Genomic DNA, 25064 nt, shown 5'->3' on the forward strand with positions numbered 1-25064 from the left:
TTAAATTTTTAACGAATTTTAAATTTTTAATCCATTCAAACTACTACTAATTAACTTTAATTTAAATGAAGACTTATACGATTCAAGAAATAAACCACATTCTAAAAGGAGAAATTGTTGGAAACACAACCACTTCAATCACTGCTCCAGAACAATTAGAAGAAGCAAAAAATACAGAAATTTCTTTTATCGGAAATAAAAAATACGAAAAATTTTGGGTCACTTCAAACGCCTGTGTAGCCGTAGTCAACAATGATATTGCTATTGAACCAGGTGAAAATCGTGCCTTTATAAAAGTCGCTAATGCTGATTTGGCCATGTCACAAGTTTTAGAAATGTTTGCACCACCAGCACCTGTTTTTGCTGTAAATATTCATCCAACGGCAGTTATTGATGTTTCCGCAAGTGTTGGGAATAATACAAAAATTGGAGCAGGTACATATGTTGGTCCAAATGTTCAAATTGGCGAAAACGTAATTATTTATCCAAACGTTACCATTTTAGACGACTGTACTATCGGAAATAACACTACAATTTGGTCGGGAACAGTTATTCGTGAGCGTTGTCATATTGGAAGTCATTGTATTTTACATCCAAATGCAACAATTGGTGCAGATGGTTTTGGATTTCGTCCTGATCCTGAAAAAGGGTTGGTGAAAATTCCACAAATCGGAAATGTAATCATCGGAAACGGTGTTGAAATTGGTGCAAATTCTTGTGTAGATAGAGGAAAATTTAGTTCTACTGTTTTAGGCGATGGTTGTAAAATAGATAACTTAGTACAAATTGGTCACAATAGTAAATTGGGTAAATTTTGTATTATGGCAGGAAATTCTGGTTTAGCCGGTTCTGTAACTTTAGGAAATGGAGTAATTATTGGCGGAAGCGCTTCTATAAAAGACCACACCGTAATTGGCGATGGCGCTATTGTTGGCGCGGGTTCTGGAGTTACTGGCGATATTCCTGCAGGAAAAGTTATGTTAGGTTATCCAGCTGTAGAAGCTAGAGATGCTTTAAAACAATGGGCAATTTTGAAAAGATTAGTTAGAGACTCTAATAAGTAAAAAAATAAGAAAAATCTCATTTTTGTATTGGTTTTTAAGTTACTGATAATCAGTTTTTTGAATAACGGAAAAAAAATAATTTCAAAAAAATCGTATTTTTTATTAGGAAAATATAAAAAATAAAATAAATATTTGCATCAGAAAATTAATAACCTTTTAAACGAAGAAAAATGTTTGTATTTAAATCATTACCTCAAAGCTTTGCGTCAGTTGGAACTGATGTGGCTCTTCTTCGTGGCTTCACACAATCATAGATAAAACAACATATATGAAAAAGCCCGAAGACATTTAGTTTCGGGCTTTTTTTTGTTTATTCTAGAACCTTCAAAAACTTTCCCGGAACGTATTCAAAATATTACAATGCGCTATAGCTATGCCTTTTTGGTAGGTCTAAGCTCGTTGTTAGGAATCATTTTTAAAATAATCATGGGAAATAAACTCTCTGGGAAAGACTTAATCAAATTAGGCTTCCCAAAAAATAATGCCATAAACATTGCTTTAGGGCAAATTAATAGATATCGAAAAAGAGAAAAAAAGGAAAGTATTTTAACCGAAGCGAAACAAGTATTGCTGCATCCAGAAAAATTCAAAGGAGACGGCACTTGGGGAAAAGTCGCGGAAGGTTTAGTCAATCCGGTTCAAGTAAAATTCAACGAATTGAAAACGACTCGAGCACCTTTTTCCATCTTTGGAGAAAACGAAATTGACGAACAAGCGAAGTTTCAATTATATGATGCTTTAAAATTACCAATTTCTGTCAAAGGTGCTTTAATGCCCGATGCACATTACGGTTATGGATTGCCAATTGGCGGCGTTTTAGCCACAGACAATGCGGTAATTCCGTATGGCGTTGGAGTAGATATTGGTTGCAGAATGAGCTTATCTATTTTCGATTTGCCAGCGTCTTTTTTCAAAGGAAAAGACCATCAATTGCAAGCGATTTTGAAAGACAATACCAAATTCGGAATGAGTGAAACGCATAAAATAAAAGCCGATCACGAAGTGTTTTACAGAGACGAATTTAAAACAATTCCATTGGTAAAACAGTTGTTAGACAAAGCCTACAAACAATTAGGCTCATCTGGTGGAGGAAATCATTTTGTGGAATTCGGAATAGTTAAATTAGACAATCCTTTACCGGAATGGAAATTGGAAGCCAAAGAATACATAGCGGTTTTATCGCACAGTGGTTCACGTGGATTGGGTGCGAATATTGCGAAACATTATACATATTTAGCAAGTAAACAATGTCCGTTACCCAAAAATGTACAGCATTTAGCATGGCTAGATTTGAATACGCATGACGGGCAAGAATATTGGCTAGCTATGAATTTAGCGGGTGAGTATGCTAAAGCGTGTCACGAAGACATTCACAGAAGATTGGCCAAAGCGTTAGGAAAACGAATTGCAGTAACCATTGAAAACCATCACAATTTCGCATGGAAAGAAATGGTGGATGGTAAAGAATGTATTGTGCACCGAAAAGGTGCCACGCCAGCGGCTAAAGGACAATTGGGAATTATTCCAGGTTCGATGACGGCGCCAGGATTTATCGTAATGGGTAAAGGAAACGTAGACAGTTTACAATCGGCTTCTCATGGAGCTGGGCGTTTGTTTTCGAGAGCGAAATGCAAAACCAATTTTACGCAAAGTCAGATTAATAAAGTCTTGAAAGATAACGACGTGACTTTAATCGGCGGTAATATTGACGAAGCACCAATGGCGTATAAAAACATCAATACAGTGATGAATTTGCAAACAGAATTAGTAGATGTGTTAGGAACTTTCACACCGAAAATTGTTAGAATGGACCGATAAGATGGAAAAGATAATTCAAATTACGGCTGGAAGAGGACCTGCGGAATGTACTTGGGTGGTGGCTCAAGTCTTGAAAAAAGTGTTGCAAGAAGCAGAAGCTTTACAATTGAAAGCAACTGTTTTGCAACACGAAGCAGGTCAGGAAAATGGAACTGTAGCTTCGGCGATAGTGCAAATTATTGGAAAAGATGCTACTGAATTTTCGGATTCATGGGTTGGAAGCATTCAATGGATTGGAAAAAGTACGTTTAGAAAGTTTCACAAACGCAGTAATTGGTTTATTGGGATTTTCGAAGTAGATGCGATTCAATCTCGTGCCTTTTCTGAAAAAGACATTCAGTATCAAGCGATGCGAAGTTCTGGAGCTGGTGGACAACATGTGAATAAAGTGAGTTCGGCCATTCGGGCGACACATTTGCCAACTGGAATTAGTGTGGTGAGTATGGATTCGCGTTCGCAACATCAGAATAAGAAATTGGCGACTGAGCGTTTGTTAGTCAAACTAAACGAAGCGCAATTGAACCTTTTGAAACAACAATTTCAAAGTCAGTGGACCAATCAATTAGCGGTGGAACGTGGGAATCCTATTCGGACTTTTGAAGGTTCCGATTTTAAGAAACTCAAAGTAGAAAAGAAATTTAAAGCTGTACGACAGCAATTAAAAAACGAATTAAGAAATTTAGATTAATCATTGCAACCAGATGAATGGATTTAAACATATAAGTCATTTAAGTTTTAAAACTGAAAATGTAATATGAAAAAGTTCATAGAAGGATTGTCCCCTTGAGGGGACTTTAAGGGGGTAAATTGATTTTGTCAAAAAATAAAATATCATGAAAAATATTGATAAATACTTATTTCAAGCCTTGGATAATTATCCGTATTCGTTGGAAGAAACAACGGAAGCTTTGGATTACGCCTTGTCTTATGATGCGAAAAACACAACTGCTTTGTGTTTGTATGCACGAATAGAAGCAGAGCAATTGCAAAATTATGAAGCAGCGAAAACGTATTTTCAAGAAGCATTGGCTATTAATATTGATGCCGTAGCGGTTTATCCGTATTATTTGGAAACCTTACTTTTGAATGAAGATTACGAAGATGCTTCCAAGTTAATTGACTTCGCCTTAACGATTAAAGGCATTAACAAAATGGCAATTTTATTAAAGAAAGTACAATTGTTAGAACGCCAACAAGATATAAAAGGCGCAATAAAATTAATGAAAGAAGTAAAATTAGCTTCTTTTGCTAACGATACTTACGAAATTGACGAAGTAGCCAACCGGTTAAAAGCCAAAAAGGATTTACTTAAGCCAAAGAAAAAATCGAAGAAAAAGAAATCGGAGAAAAAAGGCAAGAAGAAATAAGAAAACCAGCTTTAGGGCTGGTTTTTTTGTATAATATTTTATTAATATCTAGTTTCATGACTGAAAATTTACGTTTCAAAACATCTTTAAATGCACCAACTTGTCAATTTGATATATTTGATGGAACGTTTAATACTATTTCCAATGACTACCAATCAATTACTTTTTTCTTTTAGGAATAGGATATTAGGAACACAAGAACAAACAACTCTTGGTTGGACTCAAGAAATAGAATATTTGTATAAAAGAGGCGTTGGGATTGATGAGGTTTTACACTATTTGTATAACGAAAAACCTACTATTGAAGCCTTTGAAAGTTGGGTTAGCGAAAAAGAAACTAAACTTGTCCAGTTGATTTCACAAGAAACGGATGTTTTTGGTAAAGATGACTTACAGTTTTTCGAAACAAATGGTTACATTATACTACCTAATGCTATTCCAAAAGCAGATTGTTTGGCAACGCAACAGATTATTTGGGAATTTTTAGGAATGCATCCAGAAAAGTCAGAAACTTGGTATCAAAATCATCCTGAACAACGCGGAATGATGCTTAATTTTTTTGACCATCCTTTATTAGAAAAAAATAGAGCTTCAGGAAAAATACGAAAAGCTTTTGAGCAATTGTATCAGTCGGAAGCTATTTATAAAACGATTGATAAAGTAAGTTTTAATCCACCCGTTACTCCAAATTATTCTTTTAAAGGAAGCGATTTGCATTGGGATGTGAGTTTACAATTGCCCATTCCTTTTCGATTACAAGGATTAATTTACTTATCAGATTGTGGACCAAAAGACGGTGCGTTTTATTGTGTACCAGGTTTTCATAATCAAATTACTGCATGGATGCAACAAGTTCCTGAAGATGTGCATCCAAGAGCTCATGCTTTAGCAACGTTAAAACCTCAGCCAATTACGGCTTCAGCTGGCGATATGGTAATTTGGCACCAAGCCTTACCACATTGCGCCACTCCAAATTACGGCACATCACCAAGAATGGTGCAATATCTAAGTTATATCAGCGAAACGTATGAAGAAGCTAAAGAATGGATTTGAGGTTTTTTGAATTAAAGTCAAACATAAAAAAACACCAACATTTCTGCTGGTGTTTTATATAGTTAACAAACCTGTCAGGTTTGAATATGTTTAATCCTCAATCAAAACCTCTAAAATACTAATCGCCGCTTCACTAATTTTAGTTCCAGGGCCAAAAACGGCAACGGCTCCGGCGTCAAATAAATATTGGTAATCTTGTGCTGGGATAACTCCGCCTACAATCACCATAATGTCTTCACGGCCGTATTTTTTTAGTTCTTCAATTACTTGTGGTACTAAGGTTTTGTGTCCAGCTGCTAATGAGGAAACGCCTAGAATGTGTACGTCATTTTCCACGGCTTGTTTCGCCGCTTCGGCAGGAGTTTGAAACAATGGACCAATATCCACATCAAAACCTACATCGGCATAACCTGTGGCAACCACTTTTGCACCACGGTCGTGTCCGTCTTGACCCATTTTAGCAATCATAATCCTTGGTCTTCTACCTTCTTTTTTGGCGAAGTCGTTGGCTAATTGTTTGGCTTTTTCAAAACTTGGATCGTTTTTTATCGCTTGACTATACACACCACTTATCGATTTAATTTGCGCTTTGTGTCGTCCGAAAACAACTTCTAAAGCATCACTAATTTCTCCTAAAGTTACTCTATTTCTTGCAGCTTCGACTGCTAAAGCTAATAAATTTCCGTTTCCAGTTTTCGCACATTCTGTAAGTGCTTCTATACTTTTCTTAGCTTTTTCAGTATCACGTTTAGCTTTTATTTCTTCTAATCGTGCTACTTGTTGCTTGCGCACCATATCGTTATCCACATCTAAAATGTGTAACGGATCTTCTTTTTCTAATCGGTATTTGTTCACACCCACAATAATATCTTGTGTGCTATCAATACGTGCTTGCTTACGCGCTGCGGCTTCTTCAATACGCAATTTCGGAATTCCGGCTTCAATAGCTTTTGTCATTCCGCCAAGCGCTTCCACTTCTTCAATTAACGCCCAAGCTTTTTCTGTAATTTCAGCCGTTAAACTTTCTACATAATAACTTCCTGCCCAAGGATCAACCGTTTTACAAATTTTGGTTTCTTCTTGTAAGAAAATTTGTGTATTACGAGCAATTCGAGCAGAGAAATCAGTTGGTAAAGCAATGGCTTCATCCAATGCATTTGTATGTAAAGATTGAGTTCCTCCAAATGCAGCCGCAGCCGCTTCAATTGCTGTACGAGCCACGTTATTAAACGGATCTTGTTCGGTTAAACTCCAACCCGAAGTTTGGCAATGTGTACGTAAAGCTAATGATTTTTCGTCTTTTGGGTTGAATTGCTTCAATAGTTTTGCCCAAAGCATACGACCGGCGCGCATTTTGGCAATTTCCATAAAGTGGTTCATTCCAATCGCCCAAAAGAAAGATAGGCGAGGGGCGAATTCATCAATTTTCATACCAGTTGATAATCCTGTTCTGATGTATTCTAAACCATCGGCAAGTGTGTAGGCTAATTCGATATCGGCCGTTGCACCCGCTTCTTGCATGTGATATCCTGAAATAGAAATCGAGTTGAATTTTGGCATATTATTACTCGTATATTCGAAAATATCCGCAATAATTTGCATAGAAGGTGTTGGTGGATAAATGTACGTATTTCGCACCATGAATTCCTTCAAAATATCGTTTTGAATGGTTCCTGATAATAGGTTAGGAGCTACACCTTGTTCTTCAGCAGCTACGATGTAGAATGCCATAATTGGTAAAACCGCACCGTTCATAGTCATAGAAACCGACATTTCATCTAGTGGAATTTGATCGAAAAGAATTTTCATATCTTCCACAGAATCAATGGCAACGCCTGCTTTTCCAACATCACCTTGCACACGAATATGATCTGAATCGTAACCACGATGTGTCGCTAAATCGAAGGCAACTGATAAACCTTTTTGTCCGGCTGCTAAGTTTCTTCTGTAGAAAGCATTACTTTCCTCAGCAGTTGAAAATCCGGCATATTGACGGACGGTCCAAGGTCGGCGTACATACATTGTAGCGTAGGGTCCGCGTAAGTTGGGTGCAAAACCAGCTCCAAAACCAAGATGTTCTAAATCAGCAATATCTTCTTTAGTGTACGTTGGTTTTACATCGATTTTTTCGGCAGTCATAAAGCCTTCAGTTGTCACTTCTGACTTCTGATTTCCGACTTCTAACTTAATATGTTGTATGTTTTTTCTCATTTTTTAAATCACTATAAATGTAATTTTAATGCTTTTTTTAAATCTTTTAATATAAAGAAATAAGGTAAAAAATAAAATGCTATTCCTAATGCTAAACTTATTATTGCTATTGAAATTTTTTTTCGATTCTTATATGTTATTCCAATTGTCAAGTAAACGAATCCGAAGACTATTCCAATACCTGAAAGTAACCAAGAAATGATGAAAAAATTTTCCAAATTATTCTTCTAGAGCTAAACGTTCTTGTTCTAATTTTTCCGATAGTCTTTTTTCGATAATTGGAGCGATTAGCGTTTTTTTATCTTTTGTTTTTACGAAAGGAAACAATTCTAAATCGTGTTTCATTTTGTCGTTTGGATTCGGATATTTGTTGGTTCCTAGTAAGATTTCTTTACCAGAATCGAATAAATCTTGTTCTTTTTGAGCGCTTTCTGAAATTTTTCTTTGAATTGTTCCTTCAATCAATTGTGTGATGAAACCACCATTTGCTTCAATTTCTTTGAATAATTCTAACGCTTTTTCTGCTAATTGTTCTGTTAAAGTTTCGATGTAATACGCACCATCCGAAGGATTGTTGACTTTGTCGAAATAGCTTTCTTCTTTTAAAACTAATAATTGATTACGTGAAATTCTATCACCAAATTCATTGTCTTTGTGATAAATCGCATCGTAAGCTAAGTTTGAAACTGCATTCGCACCACCTAAAATTGCCGACATACATTCTGTCGTTGTACGTAACATGTTTACGTTGTAATCGTATAAGGTTTTGTTACGTTTTGTTGGCGTTGCGATAATATGATAATCTAAATTATGATTGTATTCTACGGCTAACGTTTTGAATAACAAACGTAAAGCACGAAGTTTTGCAATTTCGAAGAAATAATTTGTTCCGACTGTTACTTCAATTGTGATTGGGAATCTCGACTCCGCTCGATCTGACAAATCTAATCTATTGAAATATTCGTTAACATGTGCTAAAGTGTAAGCTAATTGTTGCACCATATTCGCACCCGCATTTTGATAAATTCCAGATTGGATATTTAGGAATGCACTTGACGAATTTTTAGAGATTTCGATTAGTTTTTCAAAATCTGGATTCAGGTTTTCGAACCAATTTCCGTCTTTAGCTAATTGTCCGATTGGGTCAATTTGAATGGTGAAATTAGCAGTATTTTTTGAAGCGAAATCGTTTAATGTTTTTACATATTCTGTTGAAAGAAAAGGCAAATTGAAATAATACGTTACGTTTTCTAATGGTAAATTTTCCATTAGTTTCGCAATCTCAATTTTATCTGATTCGATGGTAAAACGAATACTTTCTGCACCGCGACTTAAACTGTCTTTTGCTTTTCGGTTCGACATTTGAATATCGTGTACGAAAATATTTTGCAAAATGGTGAATTCTGTCGCTTTAGTATTGGAAGTATAAGTTGTAATTTCTTCGTCGGAATGATAAAAAGGTTTCACTTTGATGCCTTCTGGACTTTCCCAAATTAGGGTTTCGTTATAATCGGCTCCTTTTAATTCAAATTGAATTTGCTGTTTCCATTGTTTGGAAGAAACGGGTTCAAAATCTGAGAATAAGTTTGTTGCACTCATTTTAGGTACGTGTTTTAAACTTTATTTTGGTTATTTAGCCCTGATAGTAGCGGCATCTCCCGATTTTTCTTCGGGAATATAGCGGATAGCAGGACAATTGTTGTTTTGAAAGTTACTTTTCTGCTTCTAGTAAACTATCTTTAATTTTATCTTCTTCGAATTCAATGATGTAAATATCTTCGCTATCTTTTTTCATAAAGTATTTTTCGCGCGCATATTTTTCAATCATATTATCGTTTTTTAAATGCTTTATTTTTATACTGTCTTTCGTGATTTCCGATTGATAGTATTTTTTATTGTCGTTTAATTCTTCAATTTGTTGGTTTAGAAAACGATGCTCAAAGTACGAATAATTATCGAAAAATAACATCCATACGATGAAAGCAATAAGAATCAAATAGTACTTGTTTCCTAAAAAACTTAGGAAAGGGATTTTTTGTACTACTATTTGAAATCTTTTAAACATTATTTTTCAATACGTTGGTTAATTACCGCACGAACTACATCAATAGCCACCGTATTATATTTGTCGTTTGGAATGATAATATCTGCGTATGCTTTTGTAGGTTCGATGAACTGTTCGTGCATTGGTTTTAAAGTCGTTTGGTATCTTGTTAAGACTTCTTCCATGTCTCTTCCACGTTCTGCAATGTCACGTTTTAAACGACGAATTAAGCGTTCATCTGAATCGGCATGAACGTAAACTTTAATATCAAATAAATCACGAATTTCTGGATTTGTAAATATCAAAATTCCTTCTACAATCATTACTTTTCTGGGATGAGTTGTAATGGTGTCGTCGGTTCTATTGTGTGTGATAAAAGAATAAATAGGTTGGTCAATTACTTTTCCAGCTTTTAAATCTTTTAAATGCTGAATTAATAATTCGAAATCAATGGCACGTGGATGATCAAAATTAATTTTAGAACGTTCATCGTAAGATAAATTATTCGTTTCCTTATAATAAGAATCTTGAGAAATAATTCCTACTTCAGTAGAAGGAAGTTCGTTCATAATTTGATGTACAACAGTAGTTTTTCCACTTCCTGTTCCGCCAGCAATACCAATGATAAGCATAAATGTTGTGTTTAATTTAGGCAAAGATAGAAATATATACTGTAAAAAAAATTCTCACCGTGGGGAAAAGTGAGAATTTTTAAGAAAAAAGTAACTAAAATTTAATTGTGGATAAGCTGCAATAATTCGTTAATTTTTTGCGGGGTATTAAAAGCGCCATTGAAAGAAGTGGTGACTGTTGCTGAGCTTTCATCTTGCACTCCACGGGAGGAAACACATAAGTGTTTGGCGTCAATTATTACTGCAACATCTTCTGTTTCTAAGGCAACTTTTAAATCTTCCGCTATTTGCATAGTTAATCTTTCTTGAACCTGGGGGCGTTTTGCGTAATATTGTACAATTCTATTTAATTTAGATAAACCAATTACTTTTCCAGATGAAATATAAGCTACATGCGCTTTTCCGAAAATGGGAACAAAATGGTGCTCACAATTAGAATAAAATGTTATGTTTTTTTCAACCAACATTTGATTGTATTGGTATTTATTATCGAAAAGTGCCATTTTGGGCTTGTTTTTCGGGTTTAATCCTGAAAATATTTCATCAATATACATTTTAGCAACACGTTCTGGAGTTCCTTTTAGGGAATCATCAGTTAAATCTAGATCTAATGCTTTCATGATTTCTGAAAAATGGAAGGCGATGATTTCCTTTTTTTCTGAATCAGATTTTGTAAAAGCGTCTTTTATCATTGGGGTTTCCAAAGAGGTAAACATATGGTCATTTCCAATATCATCTATTGATAAATTTGAAAGTGTATCGATTTGAAAATTATTTTCTGATTTCATGTCTTGTTTTTTTGTTTAACAAATGTAGTAAATAATTAAACAAAAAACAATATCCAATTATCATTTTTCTTATAGTGCTATAAGAAAAATATATAAGTTCATGTTTTTAACTACTAAAGATGAATTTGTTGAGCGTTTTTAAAAAAGTATTTTTCTATAAATGTGACGTTTTTCCATAATCAGAAGTATAAAAGACAGATAAATTTCAACTAATTTATTTTATGACAAAAAAAGCATTTTTATTTTGTAGTTCTATAAAATATACTATATTTGCACTCGCATTCACGGGGTGTAGCGTAGCCCGGTTATCGCGCCTGCTTTGGGAGCAGGAGGCCGCAGGTTCGAATCCTGCCACCCCGACAAAAGAGATTTTCGAAAGAGAGTCTCTTTTTTTTGTTTTAATTTGAATCTGATTTGTATCTTTGAATATCAAATTTTAAATTAAAATGAAACACAACTTATACGTATTATTACTTGTAACTACTTTAATTTCATGTACTTCAAAACCTAAAAAAGAAGATGTAGCAAAGTTAAATGGCTATTGGGAAATTGAAAAAGTAGATTTTCCTGATGGAAATAAGAAAGAATATCAAGTAAATGAGTTTATTGATTTTATTTCTGTAAAGAATAATTCGGGGAATAGACAAAAAGTGGCGCCGCAATTAGACGGTTCATTTTTAAAAGGTACTTTGCAAGATGTTATTAAAATTGTGGATAGTGCAGATTGTTATTATTTGAAAACCAATTCGAAATTTACCAAATGGGAAGAAAAAATTCTTTCCGTTTCTGATGATAAGTTTGTTTTGGAAAATGAGGCAAAAATTGTATATCACTATAAGAAATTTGTACCTTACGATAAAAGAAAATAACATGAAGAGATTTAATGACGATTTTTCTATTGGTGATGTGATGAAAGAGTTTATGAAATCTAGTAAACTCGAAGCGGGTTTAGATATAATAAACGTGAAAGAAACTTGGTTTAAAATGATGGGACCAGCTTTTAAAAATTACACGGAACAGATTGAACTGAGAAGACAAACTTTATATGTGCAATTGAATTCTTCGGTTGTGAAACAAGAATTAGAGTACGGAAAATCTAAAATTATAAAAATGCTGAATGAAGAATTGGGTAAAGAGTTGATTAAAGAAATAGTTTTTAGATAAAAAAACGCTCCAGCAATTCTACTGAAGCGTTCAAACAACAAACTAAAAACGCAATTAAAATTGAGCGGTTTCTGTAGAGTCTTTCATAGCAATTGTTGAGGAAACTCCTGCTGTTACTGTGTTTTGTACTTCGTCAAAATAGCTTGTTCCTACAAAGTTTTGGTGTTTCACAGCTTTGAAACCTTCCGCTTGTAGTGCGAATTCTCTTTCTTGTAGCTCAGAATATCCAGCCATTCCACGTTTTTTGTAAGCTAATGCTAATTCAAACATTGATGTGTTTAACGCATGAAATCCAGCTAATGTGATGAATTGGAATTTGTATCCCATTGCAGCTAGGTCTTCTCTGAATGTTTCCATTTCGGCAACGGATAATTTTGCAGCCCAATTAAAAGAGGGTGAGCAATTGTATGCTAGCATTTTTCCTGGATATTTGGCATGAATTCCTTCCGCAAATTTTCTGGCATATTCTAAATCTGGATTAGAAGTTTCCATCCAAATTAAATCAGCATATGGAGCATATGATAAGCCACGGTCGATACCTTGTTCTACGCCGCAATTCACATAGAAAAATCCTTCTGGAGTTCTTTCTCCTGTAATAAATTTGTGATCTCTTTCGTCAATATCACTTGTGATTAGGTTAGCGGCATCTGCATCTGTTCTTGCTACGATTAAACTTGGAACATTCATAACGTCAGCAGCTAAACGAGCGGCAATTAATTTATTTATTGCTTCTTGTGTTGGAACTAAAACTTTTCCTCCTAAGTGACCACATTTTTTTGCTGATGATAATTGATCTTCAAAATGAACACCAGATGCTCCGGCTTCTATCATGCTTTTCATTAACTCAAAAGCATTTAAGTTTCCTCCAAATCCTGCTTCCGCATCCGCTACAATTGGAACTAGATAATCTTTTTTATTTTCAATTTTATTAACGGTCTGAATTTGATCTGCTCTCAATAAAGCGTTGTTGATTTTTTTTACTACAATTGGTACGCTATTCGCAGGATATAAGGATTGATCTGGATACATTTCTCCAGCAATATTAGCATCTGCAGCAACTTGCCAACCGCTCAAATAAATGGCTTCTAAACCAGCTTCAACTTCTTGAATAGCTTGATTTCCTGTTAAAGCACCTAATCCTGCAACCCAATCCTGATTATTTAATTTTTTCCATAAAATTTCTGAACCGCGTTTTGCGATTGAATGTTCTATTTGATAAGAACCTTGAAGATTTATCACTTTTTCGGCAGTATAAGGTCTTTCAACTCCTTTCCATCTTGGATTTGTTGTCCAATCTGTAATTAATGCTTGAACTCTGTCTTCTGTTTTCATACTTTTGTATTGTTTAGATAGTTATTTATTTAATTATTTATTAGAAACTGTCGAGTGTTGCACCATTCGGCAGTTTTATTTTATATACTTGTAAGCTTCTAAGGTTAGAAAACCGTCTAATTTTTCATTAAAAATCATGGTTGAAAATAACTGGGTTGCCAGTTCGAACTTTCCAGAATTATAACGATCCATGCCAACATATTCTTGAATATTTTTTAATTCTTCTTTTATAATTTTTTCATAAAGTGTTTTTGAAATTAATTCGTTGTTTTCTAATCCGGCATTTTTTTTAAGCCACAACCACAATTGAGTTCTTGATATTTCTGCTGTTGCAGCATCTTCCATTAAGTTATATAACGCTGCGGCGCCAGTTCCCATTAGCCATGATTCAACATATAGAATTCCTACATTAAAGTTTTTTCGAATACCATTTTCTGTAATTGTGCCTTCTGGAAGTTCAAGAAGTTGTTCTTCTGTAATAGTAAGTTCATTTCTTTTAACATGAACTTGATTTTTTGTAGGCATGAATTTATTAAAAACATCCAAAGCTAAAGCTACCATTCCAGGATGTGCTACCCAAGTACCATCATGACCATTTTTCACTTCACGTATTTTGTCGTTTTTTACTTTTTCAAACGCAATTTGGTTGGCTTCTTCATTGTTTTTTATTGGAATTTGCGCGGCCATTCCACCAATTGCTAAAATGTTTCTTTTGTGACATATTTGAATTACTCGTAAGGAATAAGCGCTCATAAACGGACTAGTCATTGTGATCTGATCCCTGTCTGGAACGATAAAATCTTTGTGATTTTGTAGTTTTTTGATATATGAAAAAATGTAATCCCATCTTCCGCAATTTAATCCAGCAATGTGGTCTTTTAATTCATATATAATTTCATCTAATTGAAAACTAGCGGTTATGGTTTCAATTAGCACGGTTGCTTTTATGCTACCGACAGGAATATTGAAATAGTTTTGAGAAAATTCAAAAACCTCATTCCACCAACGGGCTTCTGTGTAGTGTTCTAATTTTGGTAAATAAAAATAAGCTCCTAAGTCTTGTTTTTGTAATTCAATTGCATTGTGGAAAAAGTATAATCCAAAATCCACTAAGGAGCCTGAAAGAGGTTCGTTATTTAAAGTTAAATTCTTTTCTTCTAAATGTAGTCCTCGTGGGCGAACAAGAAGTGTAGCTGTTTTTTCAATTAATTGATAGTTTTTTCCATTTTGTTTAAGAGTAATTGTTTTTCTTACAGCATCTATTAGATTTTGTTGTCCTTCCATTAAATTGTTAAATGTTGGTGAACAACTGTCTTCAAAATCGGCCATAAAAACTTTTGCGCCTGAATTTAGAGCGTTAATTACCATTTTTCTATCAACAGGTCCTGTGATTTCAACCCTTCTGTCGAGAAGTGAGTTTGGGATTTTAGCAGCTGTCCAATTTGATGATCTTATTGATGCTGTTTCTTTAGGAAATTCAGGTTTTGCTCCTTTGTTGAATTCTTCTTGTTGATTTTCTCTCTCTTTTAATAAGTCTAATCGTTTTGAATTAAAATTTAAGTGCAATTCTGATAAGAAGATTAACGCTTCTTGGGTTAGAACGTTTTGATGTTTTGTTTCCGAAAGAACTTTTAATGATGTTTTTTCTGTTGTTTCCATAAGTTGAAAGTTTTGTTGGAGCAATATTATAAAAAAATAAAACACAAAACAAGCGAACGTTCGCTAAATTATAAAAATTTTTTTTCAGTGTTTGGTTTTTGTTTATTTATTGTATCTTTGTTACTGTGATAAACAAGGTTTTTATGAGGCTAAGAATCTTTAAATATGATTTTAATAATAATGCTTGTTTGTGGTTTTTAAATAGAATAATATGATAGAAGAAGAATATATCCGTTTAATTTTTGGTTTAAAATTAAAACAAATAAGAATGGAAAAAAACCTTTCGTTATTTGGTTTAGCCAAGATAACAGGACTTTCAAAGTCGTATTTGAATGAAATTGAAAAAGGAAAAAAATATCCTAAACGTGATAAGATTTTGATTTTGTCTGAAACATTGGATACTACTTATGATCAAATGGTTTCGTTAAAATTGGATAAAAATTTAGCGCCAATTGGTGAAATTCTGCAATCAAGAATATTAAAAGAAATTCCATTAGAGGTTTTTGGTATTAAAGAAAGCAATCTTATTGATATTATTGCAGAAGCTCCGTTGAAAGTCAATGCTTTTATTAGCACACTTTTTGAAATCGCAAAGCATTATAATTTAACCCGAGAAAGTTTTTTTCTAGCTGCTTTACGTTCGTATCAAGAAGCTAATAATAACTATTTTGATGAAATAGAATCACAAGTTGAAAAGTTTGCAAAAGCCTATTCGTTAGATTTAACCAAGAAATTAAATATTGCTGATTTAGAAGAGATTTTGATTGAAGAATATGGTTACACTATCAATAATGAAGAATTGACGGAACATGAAGAATTGGTGTATTTACGCTCGGTTTTTGTGCCAAAATCAAAAACGCTATTGATTTCTAAAAATGCAGATGCATCACAACGTATGTTTATTTATGCCAAAGAAATAGCATATAATTATATGGAAATAAGTGAGCGGTTATATACTTTTTCGTGGATAAAGTTTGAGAGTTTTGATCAAGTTTTGAATAATTTTATTGCTTCTTATTTTGCAGGTGCGCTGTTAATTCCGAGAAAAGAGTTGGTAAAAGAACTGAAATTGTTTTTTGATAAATCAACTTTTAAGTCCGAAGATTTTACAAATTTAATAGCAAGATTTACAGATTCACCGGAAACATTTTATCAACGATTGACTAATATTTTGCCCAAAGACTTTAATCTTAAGAATTTGTTTTTCTTACGATTTAATTATAAACCAGAACGAAATGATTTTCAGCTAACCAAAGAATTGCATATCACCAATTTGTTGGAACCACATGCAAATGAAAAAAACGAGCATTATTGCAGAAGGTGGGTTTCATTAAAAACCTTGAAAGAAATTCCAGAATCCAAGAAAAGTCATCTTTTTGAGGCACAAATTTCGAATTATAATCATACAGATAACAGTTATTTTGTTATGTCATCTGCTACAAAAGATCCTTTTAGAAATGGTTATTATAGAAGTATTGCTTTAGGGATTTTAATTTCTCCACATTCACAAAGTAAAATGCATTTCTTAGAAGATAATACTATAAAAAGAAGAAAAGTAGGGGTAACCTGTGAAACGTGTTTGATAAATGATTGTGAAGAACGAGTGGCACAACCAAAAAACATTGAAAGAAAACAACGTTTTGAAAAAATTGATAGCGTTGTTCAGGGATTGATGGAAAAATATAGTTAAAAAAAACTCCCATATCGTTTACTTAACGATATGGGAGTTTTATATTTACATCAACTGTTCTCTAAATAGATAACATTGAAAACTTTTTATTAGAATTGCTCTCTTCCAGCAAAGTGGAAAGCACCTTCGATAGCAGCATTTTCATCAGAATCTGAACCGTGAACTGCATTTTCTCCAATTGAAGTAGCATATTTTTTACGGATAGTTCCTTCAGCAGCATCTGCAGGGTTTGTAGCGCCAATTAAAGCTCTGTAATCTTCAACAGCGTTATCTTTTTCTAAGATAGCAGCAACGATTGGTCCACGAGTCATGAATTCTACTAATTCACCAAAGAAAGGTCTTTCAGAGTGAACTGCATAAAATTTCTGAGCGTCAGCAACAGTTAATTGTGTTAATTTCATTGAAACGATTCTGAAACCACCTTCAGTAATCATGTTTAAAATTCCACCGATGTGTCCGTTTTCAACTCCATCAGGCTTAATCATTGTAAATGTTCTATTTGTAGCCATTTTTCTTAATTTTTTTGCAAAGGTAGTATTTAATTCTTTATTGCAAAGCGGTTTATTGAAAATTATTGAACAACTGTTTTTGCTATACGAAAACCATAAAATTCATGGGTTTTTTCTGGAGCTGTAGAAATTCTATTAGCTGGTCTCACATAATTGGGTTGACTATCCCAAGAACCACCTCTTACACATTTCTTTTCGCCGCTTTCTGGTCCTTTTGGGTTTTTTCCATTTTCCATTTTGTAGTAATCCTTGTTGTACCAATCCCAACACCATTCCCAAACGTTTCCGCTCATGTCATATATGCCTAATTCGTTTTGTAATTTGCTACCTACAACATGTGGTAAACCATTGCTATTTCCTTTATGCCAAGCTATTTCGTCTAATGTATTACTTCCAGAATATTTAAATCCTTTTGTTAATTTTCCACCTTTTGCTGCATATTCCCATTCTGCTTCAGTTGGTAATCTGTAACCATTCGCTGCGAAATTACAAGCGTAAAAAGGTCCGTTCATAGTGTAAACTTGTGTTAAACCTTCTTTTTTGCTTAACCAATTGCAATAAGAAATAGCTTCTTCCCAAGTGATATTGTTCATTGGTAATTTATCTTTCCAACCCCATTTTGGAGCTTTTGGCATTTTGATTTTTTTAGCTTTTGCGAACTGTTTCCATTCCCAAACTGTAACTTCAAATTTACTGATTTCGAAACTATTGATAGTTACTTCATGCTTTTTTTGTTCATCAATTTCTGCAGTTCCATCCAGGTCATCTGATCCCATGATAAAGTTCCCACCTTCTACTTTAATCATAGAAAATGGAAGTGAAGTAAATGATAATAATGTAATTGAAATTAGTAGGGTAGTTGTAAGTAAAATTGTAGTTTTTTTCATCTTTATTAGTTAAATGTTAAATTTGGGTCATTTTTCTGATACAAATATAGAATTTGACAAAAATAAAACAAGAAAAAACAGATGAGTTTTAATTAAAGCCGATGAAATACAGTTTTTTTTTAAAAATTATAGTCCATTTTTTGACTATAAATTACGAATAGTTTAAATTTCAATGATTTTGAAATGTGTATTTAATGGATTTGACAATAAAATAACATCATTTTTGAATTTTATCGAAAAATACTCACTAAAATTGTTTTTGCGCTCTTGTAAGCTTCTGTTTGTAAATAATTGATTTTGAATAGTTACTATTATTTCTAATTGGTCTGAATGCACTCTTTTTTCAGCTTTAAGTAAGCGTTTTTCTAGGTTTTCTAAGCCTTTTATCTGTTTTGCTTCTTGTGCTTTAACTGCTCCTAAAAAAGATTTGTCAGTTTGCTCCGCAATTTTTAATAATTCGAAAAATTGTTTTTGTAACCTTTCTTTCTGTTCTGAAAAATCAATTTTAAAGCTAGATAATTCTTCGGTTTTTAAATGAATTAATTCTTCTTGAGGTAAGAATAAATCCGACCAAGTGATTTGAAGTTTCTCCATTTTCCCCAATTGTTTTTTTGTAGCAACCACAAAAGAATTTCGCAACATTAAAATTGGGAAAGTAACATTTTGTGAATTGAAGTTGCTTTTCAACTCTAACCAGTACGCAATTTCACCACCACCACCAATATATGCTAAGTTAGGAAGAATCACTTCTTGGTATAATGGTCTTAAAATGACATTCGGACTAAATTTTTCTGGTGAATTTTCGAGTAAATCTAAAATTTCACTTTCCGAAAATTGAATTTCTGTATTGTTAACTTTGTAAATCTTATTTTCGAAAACAATACGTTCACGTAAATTATCTTCTATGTAAAAGATATTGATTTCTCTAGGATTAACTTGTACTGTGTAGTCTTTTAATTGATGAATCGTTTTCGAAACTTCCTTAAAAGAATTTTGATAGATTAATTCGTCTTTAATATGTGGTGCGAAAATTGTTTTTAAATCGCTGTCATCTCCATCAATGATGACTAATCCTTCCTCAGAAAATAGTTCATTAGCTAAAAAACGAGTCGCATCAGCTAAATTGGTATGTTCTAAATAAGATTTTTTAAATAGGTTTTTTAAATATTCTGCAGTAGAACCAATTCCAATTATTTCAGAGAATTCTTCAAAAACTTTATCTAAACCTTCTGTAGATAAACGGCCAACTGGTCCTGAACTTTCTCTTTCCCATTTGATTTTTTTATCTTTTAAATTGAAATGATTGATTTCTTCAAAGTCGTGATCTTCTGTTGCCATCCAATATACCGGCACGAAATTATACTCAGAATATTTTGCCTTTAATTGCTTACACAAATTTATAGCTGAAGCAATTTTATAAAGAAAATAAGCCGGACCCGTAAATAAATTCAATTGATGACCAGTAGTAATCGTAAAGGTTTTTTCGGATTTTAATAACTCAATATTTGTTTGAGTACCTTCTGAAATAGGGAAGTTTGTATTCTGATGTTTTAAAGCTTCAATTAAAATTTTTCGGTTTTCAATGCTATAGTTCTTTGCTTTTTCATCAATTTGAGAAGCAAAATTTTCTAAAGTTGGGAAGCGATGGTATAAAGATTGTATTTCTGGTTTTTCATCTAAATAATCAACAATTAATTTAGAGAAGTAACCTGATTTTTGGTAAGAAACACAGTCTGTCGGCATAATTTTTTTTACAAAAATAATTAAAAATCAGTTGCCGTATTATCTTTTATCATCTTTTTAACGTAAAATGTCCTTTCAGTTCTTTTCCATTTTCCCTAGTTATCACAAACCAATAATCTGATGATGGCATATCTTTACCTAAATAAGTTCCATCCCAACCTATAGAATCAGTTTCTAATTGTTTTAGTAGTTTTCCATATCTGTCAAATATTTTAATATTTAAAATTGGGTTGTTTTTAGAAAATTTTATTTTCCAATATTCGTTATAACCATCACCATTTGGAGTAAAAAATTTAGGATACATTAATAAATACAATTCTTCAGAAACCATACCACAACCATTTTTATCTCTAACAAAAACAGTGTATTCACCAGCTTCTAAATTACTAAAAACATTGCTGTCTTGAAAATCAATTCCGTTAAGTGAATATTCGTAATCTCCTTGACTATTACTATTTAATAGAACAGTAATCGTATTGTTGTAATCTGTCCAATCGGTGCTAATAATTTCTTGAATAGTAGCAATATTTGAATTTAGAAGAGTGAAATTCTTTGTAGATGAACAAATTGTTGTACCGTGATTTTCTGTTACAGTAACCGAATAATTTCCTGGTTTAGTAATGGTAATTTGTTGTGAAGTTTCTCCTGTTGACCAAGTGTACGAATCATAATTATTTCCACCATTTAAAGTGATAAAACTACCTTCGCAAATTAGATAAATATCATTTATAGGGATAATTGGAGTTGAAACTAATTCAAGTTTTAGTGCTACAATTTGAAAACAAACGTTAGAAAATGAAATTCTTACATAAATAATATTATTTGATTGGGTTTGATTATAATTTCTAAAATCAATAATTTGATCTGCTGCGATTTGATTCTGAGCTCCTATCAAGGTTCTATAGTAATTAAAACTATAGTTTGAGCTATTCGCAAGATTTGAATTATATTGAGATAAATCTAGAGTTTGAACGCCATCATTTAATATATCACAAACTGTTATGTTAAAATCTTGAGTAACTAAATTACAAGGGTAGTAGCAATTATTGAATGAAATATCATATCCTGGTGAAGCATCATTGTCAATAGCAGGACTAAAATTAAAAAAGCAACTACTATTTGAATTTTCATAATTTACAACAACTCCAACATTATAATTTGCGTTTATGATATTTGGAAAATTTGATAAATTTAAATTAAAACAAAATGTATTATTTGTTAAATTAAGATTTGTTGGATTTGAATTAGAATAAACTATATTTTGATTTTCATCATATACATTTAAAACAATTGAAGATACTGTAACAGGTTTGGTTATATCGCTTTCGGGTAGAGTAAATGTTCCACAAACATCGAATGAAGATGCTGGGCAACTAATATTAAATGGATTTAGGGCAACTGTTCCAGCTTGTTGGATACAAATATCATCTATGAAAGCATAGGCATAATGACATCCAAGAGAACAACTACCTGAAATAAATTCGACCTTGAAGTTTTCTAAATTTGGAATTGACGAAATATCTAATCTACCAGTTCGCCAGTATTTTTGAAATCCTATTATAGCGTAGTGATTTGGATCAGGTAAAATTGCTAAATTGCATTCCGATGGATCTGCATATACTTGAAAATAGCTAATAAGTTCATCATTCATGTTTAAAATACGAGCTAAAAAGTAAGGTTGAGCACCTTGATCTTCTTCTAAAAATGAGTTTTGAACTACTACTTTATAGTTAAATATTAATTCTGTTTCTTTATTACTTTTAAATCTAATTGCTTGAACTTTTCTTAGACGTCCTCCTTCACTTTTTATTTTTTTTCCAACTCTAAGTACATATTGATTAAAGCCATTTATGCTACCCAAAAATGGATCTACGTAATTATTTGAAACAGTTGCACAGATAGCAAATTGATTTGTTGGATTTAAAATTGGGATGTTAAACTCGTTAGTAAATGAATCTGTATCATAATAATATAGTTTTGAATTAAAATTTTTTAATACGGTCTCACCGCCAATAATTTCATAATCTTCAAATCCTCCATTCGTACAAATTTCAGTAGGTATTTGATTGCTGTTTGTAGAGTTTTTGGTTTTAAAGATTAAATTTTTATGCAAATTACAGTCAATAGTTGAGCATATTTTTTCTTCTTGTTGGGAAAAAAGATTAAATGATAAAAAGAGTAGTATATATAATGGAAAAAAATTCTTCATTATTGTAGTAGTTTTTTCAAAAGTAAGAAATTTCATCCATGAAAATAATATTTTTTGTAGTTTTTTTTTCTACAAAAAATATTCAAATTTCAGTTTCAAATAAATAAAATTATCTTTGTCAAAACATTATCTTTTGAAATCAGTCCTTCTTATCACGCCACCTTTTACACAATTGAATACGCCTTATCCCGCAACGGCTTATATCAAAGGGTTTCTAAACACGAAAAGTATTTCTGCTTTTCAAATGGATTTGGGTATAGAAGTGATTCTAGAATTGTTTTCCAAAGATGGTTTACAGCAAATTTTCACTTCTGTTGAGCAATCGGAACTTACTACAGAAAACTTACAGCGAATTTATAGTTTAAGAACAGATTATATCAATACAATCGAAGCTGTGATTGCTTTTCTTCAAGGAGATAAGGCAACTTTAGCAAGACAAATTTGCAGTGGAAATTTCTTGCCAGAAGCGTTTCGTTTCAATCAATTAGACGATATGGAATGGGCTTTTGGAAACATGGGAATGCAAGACAAAGCCAAACATTTAGCCACTTTATATTTAGAAGATTTGTCCGATTTTATTGTGGAATGTGTCGATGAAAATTTCGGATTTAGTCGCTACGCTGAACGATTGGGTCGAAGTGCGAATTCTTTCGACGAACTTTATGCTGAATTACATAACGAAACAACATATATCGATAAAATCACACTTAAAATTTTAGAAAAAAGAATAAAAGAAGTACAACCAAAACTAGTGCTTATTTCAGTTCCTTTTCCTGGGAATTTATATAGTGCTTTCCGTTCTGCACAATTTATAAAAGCCAATTTTCCTGAGATTAAAATTTCAATGGGTGGCGGTTTTCCAAATACCGAATTACGCAGTTTAAAAGATAGACGAGTTTTCGAATTTTTAGATTTTATAACACTCGATGATGGCGAATTACCTGTAGAATTATTATATGAAGCAGTTTGTCAGACTGAGCCTGTTAAAGTCGAATTCAAAAGAACATTTCTTCTAGAAAATAACGAAGTCGTTTATAAAAACAACACATCAAAACATGACTACAAACAAGCTGAAGTCGGAACGCCTGATTATTCAGATTTACTTTTAGATAAATACATTTCTGTAATTGAAATCGCCAATCCCATGCATAGTTTGTGGAGCGATGGCCGTTGGAATAAACTCACGATGGCACATGGTTGTTATTGGGGAAAATGTACGTTTTGTGATGTTTCTCTAGATTATATTAAAATTTATGAACCGATTGCGGCTAAGATTTTAGTCGACCGAATGGAAGAACTAATTTCACAAACAGGCGAAACTGGTTTCCATTTTGTAGATGAAGCCGCTCCGCCAGCGTTAATGCGTGAAGTCGCTTTAGAAATTTTGAAACGTAAATTAGTTGTCACGTGGTGGACCAACATTCGTTTTGAAAAAAGTTTTACACAAGATTTATGTTTACTCCTAAAAGCTTCTGGTTGTATTGCGGTTTCTGGCGGATTGGAAGTCGCATCGGATAGATTATTAGAACTAATTAAAAAAGGAGTTACCGTAGAACAAGTGGCAAAAGTTACGCATCATTTCACCGAAGCTGGAATTATGGTTCATGCGTATTTGATGTACGGTTATCCCACTCAAACAATTCAGGAAACTGTGGATAGTTTAGAAATGGTCCGACAATTGTTTCAATTAGGTATCATTCAATCTGGATTTTGGCATCAATTTGCGATGACTGCGCATTCTCCTGTAGGTTTAAATCCTGAAGAATTTGGCGTAATTCCACAGCAAAATGATATTACTTTTGCCAATAACGACATTCAATTTACAGATAAAACAGGAATCAATCACGATAAGTTTAGTTTCGGATTAAAGAAATCGTTGTTCAATTATATGCACGGTATTTGTTTCGATTACGATTTACAAGATTGGTTCGAATTTAAAATTCCAAAGACTAAAATCCAACCTAATTTTATTGAAAATGCCATTTCAGATACTCAAGATTTTTCTCTAAAACCAAATTCTAAAATTATTTGGATTGGAAGTCAGCCCGTTATAGAGCATTTTACCAAATCGAAAAAGGGAAATTCTTGGGAAATGACAAAATTGACGTTTCATTTTAAGTCGGATGCTGTTGAAATTTCTATCGAAAAAGATATCGCAAATTGGCTAGTAAATATCCTTCCAACTATAGCAATGAAAAGCGGTTTGCTAAAAGATATCAAACAAGATTTTGAAACTCATTTTGAAGATTTCGAATTGTTTTGGTTCAGTAAACCTATGAAAACTTTACGTGATTCTGGATTGTTGATTCTTTAATATTTTTGCTTTTAAAGTTATTTATTGTGTTAATTTATTGTTATTTAAGTGTTATTTTCATATTAAAATATGTTTTTTGTTGAATTTTTTATATATTTAAAAAATTTACAGAACCCCTTTTATGAATATAATAGTTAATAAATTTAAAAATTCCACCTATTTCAAGGTTATTTCGCTATTATCTTTAGTTTCCATTGGGTTATTATTGATTGTCCTTTCATTATATCTTTATATGAGAGTTCAAGAAAAGGAAATTTTCAGGAACAGTAAAGAACTTTATGTAAATGAAATCAATTCACTTTTAAAATTAAATTCAGAATCTTATTGCGCGGTTATAAATGATGTCACATATTGGGATGAGTTTGTTGATTTTACAAAGACGAAAGACTTAGAATGGTTTAATACCTCAATTGCTATTTTAATTGATACCTATAAAGTAGAACATTTGTCCACTTATTCCGCTAATGGTGAGTTTATTACTAAAGTATCTACGTTAAAAATAAAATCCAAAATTTTATACCCAAAGAAGCTTTTAATCGAATAAATGAAAAGAAAATTGATAAATTTTATCTAAAAATTC

At 32.7% G+C, this 25064-nt stretch carries 21 protein-coding genes and 1 tRNA gene; 11 read left to right on the forward strand and 11 right to left on the reverse strand.

Annotation, left to right across the window (positions count from 1 at the left end; all coding sequences use genetic code 11):
* Positions 1 to 65: 65 nt before the first annotated feature.
* The 5 genes from lpxD to UEQ13_RS09220 all read left to right on the forward strand — a co-directional run bounded on the left by lpxD (position 66) and on the right by UEQ13_RS09220 (position 5302).
* Positions 66 to 1064, forward strand: a complete 999-nt coding sequence (gene lpxD / locus UEQ13_RS09200; protein ID WP_329806059.1) for a UDP-3-O-(3-hydroxymyristoyl)glucosamine N-acyltransferase — start codon at positions 66 to 68, stop codon at positions 1062 to 1064.
* A gap of 426 nt (positions 1065 to 1490) precedes the next feature.
* Positions 1491 to 2882 carry an RtcB family protein gene (locus UEQ13_RS09205; protein WP_329806060.1) on the forward strand — a complete coding sequence of 464 codons (1392 nt, stop codon included), beginning with the start codon at positions 1491 to 1493 and terminating at the stop codon, positions 2880 to 2882.
* Between the two features lies 1 nt (position 2883).
* Positions 2884 to 3570, forward strand: coding sequence for a peptide chain release factor H (prfH, locus tag UEQ13_RS09210; protein ID WP_329806061.1), 687 nt, complete (start codon positions 2884 to 2886; stop codon positions 3568 to 3570).
* 145 nt (positions 3571 to 3715) lie between these two features.
* The gene (locus UEQ13_RS09215) at positions 3716 to 4249 is read left to right on the forward strand and encodes a tetratricopeptide repeat protein (protein ID WP_329806062.1); all 534 of its coding nucleotides are present in this window, start codon (positions 3716 to 3718) and stop codon (positions 4247 to 4249) included.
* 90 nt (positions 4250 to 4339) lie between these two features.
* Positions 4340 to 5302: a phytanoyl-CoA dioxygenase family protein gene (locus UEQ13_RS09220; protein ID WP_329806063.1), complete on the forward strand. Its 963-nt coding sequence runs from the start codon at positions 4340 to 4342 to the stop codon at positions 5300 to 5302.
* Between the two features lie 90 nt (positions 5303 to 5392).
* Here the strand turns inward: UEQ13_RS09220 and scpA are convergent, their stop codons facing one another.
* The 5 genes from scpA to folE form a co-directional block, all read right to left on the reverse strand.
* A complete protein-coding gene (gene scpA, locus UEQ13_RS09225) occupies positions 5393 to 7513 on the reverse strand; it encodes a methylmalonyl-CoA mutase (RefSeq protein ID WP_329806064.1) in 2121 nt (706 codons plus the stop codon).
* A gap of 219 nt (positions 7514 to 7732) precedes the next feature.
* Positions 7733 to 9112, reverse strand: a complete 1380-nt coding sequence (locus UEQ13_RS09230) for a methylmalonyl-CoA mutase subunit beta (RefSeq protein ID WP_329806065.1) — start codon at positions 9110 to 9112, stop codon at positions 7733 to 7735.
* 112 nt (positions 9113 to 9224) lie between these two features.
* On the reverse strand, positions 9225 to 9578 hold the full coding sequence (locus UEQ13_RS09235) for an FtsB family cell division protein (protein WP_329806066.1): 354 nt from the start codon (positions 9576 to 9578) through the stop codon (positions 9225 to 9227).
* On the reverse strand, positions 9578 to 10189 hold the full coding sequence (gene udk / locus UEQ13_RS09240; RefSeq protein ID WP_329806067.1) for a uridine kinase: 612 nt from the start codon (positions 10187 to 10189) through the stop codon (positions 9578 to 9580). Before udk ends, UEQ13_RS09235 begins: the two co-directional genes overlap by 1 nt.
* 101 nt (positions 10190 to 10290) lie before the next feature.
* Positions 10291 to 10977 (reverse strand): GTP cyclohydrolase I FolE, encoded by a 687-nt coding sequence (folE, locus tag UEQ13_RS09245; protein ID WP_329806068.1) that lies wholly within the window; start codon positions 10975 to 10977, stop codon positions 10291 to 10293.
* A 285-nt stretch (positions 10978 to 11262) separates the two neighbouring features.
* Between folE and UEQ13_RS09250 the strand changes: the two genes are divergently transcribed.
* The 3 genes from UEQ13_RS09250 (at position 11263) to UEQ13_RS09260 (ending at position 12141) form a co-directional block, all read left to right on the forward strand.
* A tRNA-Pro gene (locus UEQ13_RS09250) sits at positions 11263 to 11337 on the forward strand.
* An 86-nt stretch (positions 11338 to 11423) separates the two neighbouring features.
* A complete protein-coding gene (locus tag UEQ13_RS09255; protein WP_329806069.1) occupies positions 11424 to 11846 on the forward strand; it encodes a hypothetical protein in 423 nt (140 codons plus the stop codon).
* 1 nt (position 11847) lies between these two features.
* Complete coding sequence (locus UEQ13_RS09260; protein ID WP_329806070.1) at positions 11848 to 12141, forward strand: DUF721 domain-containing protein; 294 nt, start codon at positions 11848 to 11850, stop codon at positions 12139 to 12141.
* 54 nt (positions 12142 to 12195) lie between these two features.
* On the opposite strand, the gene aceA is transcribed toward UEQ13_RS09260, so the two are convergent.
* Both aceA and aceB read right to left on the reverse strand, forming a co-directional pair.
* Positions 12196 to 13473, reverse strand: a complete 1278-nt coding sequence (gene aceA, locus UEQ13_RS09265; protein WP_329806071.1) for an isocitrate lyase — start codon at positions 13471 to 13473, stop codon at positions 12196 to 12198.
* 75 nt (positions 13474 to 13548) lie between these two features.
* Entirely contained in the window at positions 13549 to 15132 is a 1584-nt protein-coding gene (gene aceB / locus UEQ13_RS09270; RefSeq protein ID WP_329806072.1) for a malate synthase A, read from the reverse strand.
* Positions 15133 to 15343: 211 nt separating this feature from the next.
* On the opposite strand from aceB, the gene UEQ13_RS09275 reads away from it, so the two are divergent.
* The gene (locus UEQ13_RS09275; RefSeq protein ID WP_329806073.1) at positions 15344 to 16822 is read left to right on the forward strand and encodes a helix-turn-helix domain-containing protein; all 1479 of its coding nucleotides are present in this window, start codon (positions 15344 to 15346) and stop codon (positions 16820 to 16822) included.
* An 89-nt stretch (positions 16823 to 16911) separates the two neighbouring features.
* On the opposite strand, the gene UEQ13_RS09280 is transcribed toward UEQ13_RS09275, so the two are convergent.
* From UEQ13_RS09280 to UEQ13_RS09295, 4 genes are all read right to left on the reverse strand, one after another.
* Complete coding sequence (locus tag UEQ13_RS09280; protein ID WP_329806074.1) at positions 16912 to 17331, reverse strand: nucleoside-diphosphate kinase; 420 nt, start codon at positions 17329 to 17331, stop codon at positions 16912 to 16914.
* 62 nt (positions 17332 to 17393) lie between these two features.
* Positions 17394 to 18218, reverse strand: coding sequence for a formylglycine-generating enzyme family protein (locus tag UEQ13_RS09285; RefSeq protein ID WP_329806075.1), 825 nt, complete (start codon positions 18216 to 18218; stop codon positions 17394 to 17396).
* A 162-nt stretch (positions 18219 to 18380) separates the two neighbouring features.
* Positions 18381 to 19961, reverse strand: coding sequence for a bacillithiol biosynthesis cysteine-adding enzyme BshC (bshC, locus tag UEQ13_RS09290; protein WP_329806076.1), 1581 nt, complete (start codon positions 19959 to 19961; stop codon positions 18381 to 18383).
* Between the two features lie 49 nt (positions 19962 to 20010).
* Positions 20011 to 22170, reverse strand: coding sequence for a T9SS type B sorting domain-containing protein (locus UEQ13_RS09295; protein WP_329806077.1), 2160 nt, complete (start codon positions 22168 to 22170; stop codon positions 20011 to 20013).
* 133 nt (positions 22171 to 22303) lie between these two features.
* Between UEQ13_RS09295 and UEQ13_RS09300 the strand changes: the two genes are divergently transcribed.
* Positions 22304 to 24484 (forward strand): B12-binding domain-containing radical SAM protein, encoded by a 2181-nt coding sequence (locus tag UEQ13_RS09300; RefSeq protein WP_329806078.1) that lies wholly within the window; start codon positions 22304 to 22306, stop codon positions 24482 to 24484.
* A gap of 121 nt (positions 24485 to 24605) precedes the next feature.
* Positions 24606 to 25028 (forward strand): hypothetical protein, encoded by a 423-nt coding sequence (locus tag UEQ13_RS09305; RefSeq protein WP_329806079.1) that lies wholly within the window; start codon positions 24606 to 24608, stop codon positions 25026 to 25028.
* Positions 25029 to 25064 lie beyond the last annotated feature (36 nt).

This window comes from Flavobacterium facile (assembly GCF_036321945.1).
In the GTDB taxonomy this organism is placed as follows: domain Bacteria; phylum Bacteroidota; class Bacteroidia; order Flavobacteriales; family Flavobacteriaceae; genus Flavobacterium; species Flavobacterium facile.

What these genes read in the sequence shown, in the direction of transcription:
- aceB (WP_329806072.1), bottom strand. Translation starts at nt 15,132, where the DNA reads ATGGAAACAACAGAAAAAACATCATTAAAAGTTCTTTCGGAAACAAAA.
- scpA (WP_329806064.1), bottom strand. Translation starts at nt 7,513, where the DNA reads ATGAGAAAAAACATACAACATATTAAGTTAGAAGTCGGAAATCAGAAG.
- UEQ13_RS09230 (WP_329806065.1), bottom strand. Translation starts at nt 9,112, where the DNA reads ATGAGTGCAACAAACTTATTCTCAGATTTTGAACCCGTTTCTTCCAAA.
- prfH (WP_329806061.1), top strand. Translation starts at nt 2,884, where the DNA reads ATGGAAAAGATAATTCAAATTACGGCTGGAAGAGGACCTGCGGAATGT.
- UEQ13_RS09220 (WP_329806063.1), top strand. Translation starts at nt 4,340, where the DNA reads ATGCACCAACTTGTCAATTTGATATATTTGATGGAACGTTTAATACTA.
- folE (WP_329806068.1), bottom strand. Translation starts at nt 10,977, where the DNA reads ATGAAATCAGAAAATAATTTTCAAATCGATACACTTTCAAATTTATCA.
- UEQ13_RS09305 (WP_329806079.1), top strand. Translation starts at nt 24,606, where the DNA reads ATGAATATAATAGTTAATAAATTTAAAAATTCCACCTATTTCAAGGTT.
- UEQ13_RS09285 (WP_329806075.1), bottom strand. Translation starts at nt 18,218, where the DNA reads ATGAAAAAAACTACAATTTTACTTACAACTACCCTACTAATTTCAATT.
- UEQ13_RS09295 (WP_329806077.1), bottom strand. Translation starts at nt 22,170, where the DNA reads ATGAAGAATTTTTTTCCATTATATATACTACTCTTTTTATCATTTAAT.
- UEQ13_RS09275 (WP_329806073.1), top strand. Translation starts at nt 15,344, where the DNA reads ATGATAGAAGAAGAATATATCCGTTTAATTTTTGGTTTAAAATTAAAA.
- UEQ13_RS09260 (WP_329806070.1), top strand. Translation starts at nt 11,848, where the DNA reads ATGAAGAGATTTAATGACGATTTTTCTATTGGTGATGTGATGAAAGAG.
- UEQ13_RS09235 (WP_329806066.1), bottom strand. Translation starts at nt 9,578, where the DNA reads ATGTTTAAAAGATTTCAAATAGTAGTACAAAAAATCCCTTTCCTAAGT.
- UEQ13_RS09280 (WP_329806074.1), bottom strand. Translation starts at nt 17,331, where the DNA reads ATGGCTACAAATAGAACATTTACAATGATTAAGCCTGATGGAGTTGAA.
- UEQ13_RS09215 (WP_329806062.1), top strand. Translation starts at nt 3,716, where the DNA reads ATGAAAAATATTGATAAATACTTATTTCAAGCCTTGGATAATTATCCG.
- bshC (WP_329806076.1), bottom strand. Translation starts at nt 19,961, where the DNA reads ATGCCGACAGACTGTGTTTCTTACCAAAAATCAGGTTACTTCTCTAAA.
- aceA (WP_329806071.1), bottom strand. Translation starts at nt 13,473, where the DNA reads ATGAAAACAGAAGACAGAGTTCAAGCATTAATTACAGATTGGACAACA.
- lpxD (WP_329806059.1), top strand. Translation starts at nt 66, where the DNA reads ATGAAGACTTATACGATTCAAGAAATAAACCACATTCTAAAAGGAGAA.
- UEQ13_RS09205 (WP_329806060.1), top strand. Translation starts at nt 1,491, where the DNA reads ATGGGAAATAAACTCTCTGGGAAAGACTTAATCAAATTAGGCTTCCCA.
- udk (WP_329806067.1), bottom strand. Translation starts at nt 10,189, where the DNA reads ATGCTTATCATTGGTATTGCTGGCGGAACAGGAAGTGGAAAAACTACT.
- UEQ13_RS09255 (WP_329806069.1), top strand. Translation starts at nt 11,424, where the DNA reads ATGAAACACAACTTATACGTATTATTACTTGTAACTACTTTAATTTCA.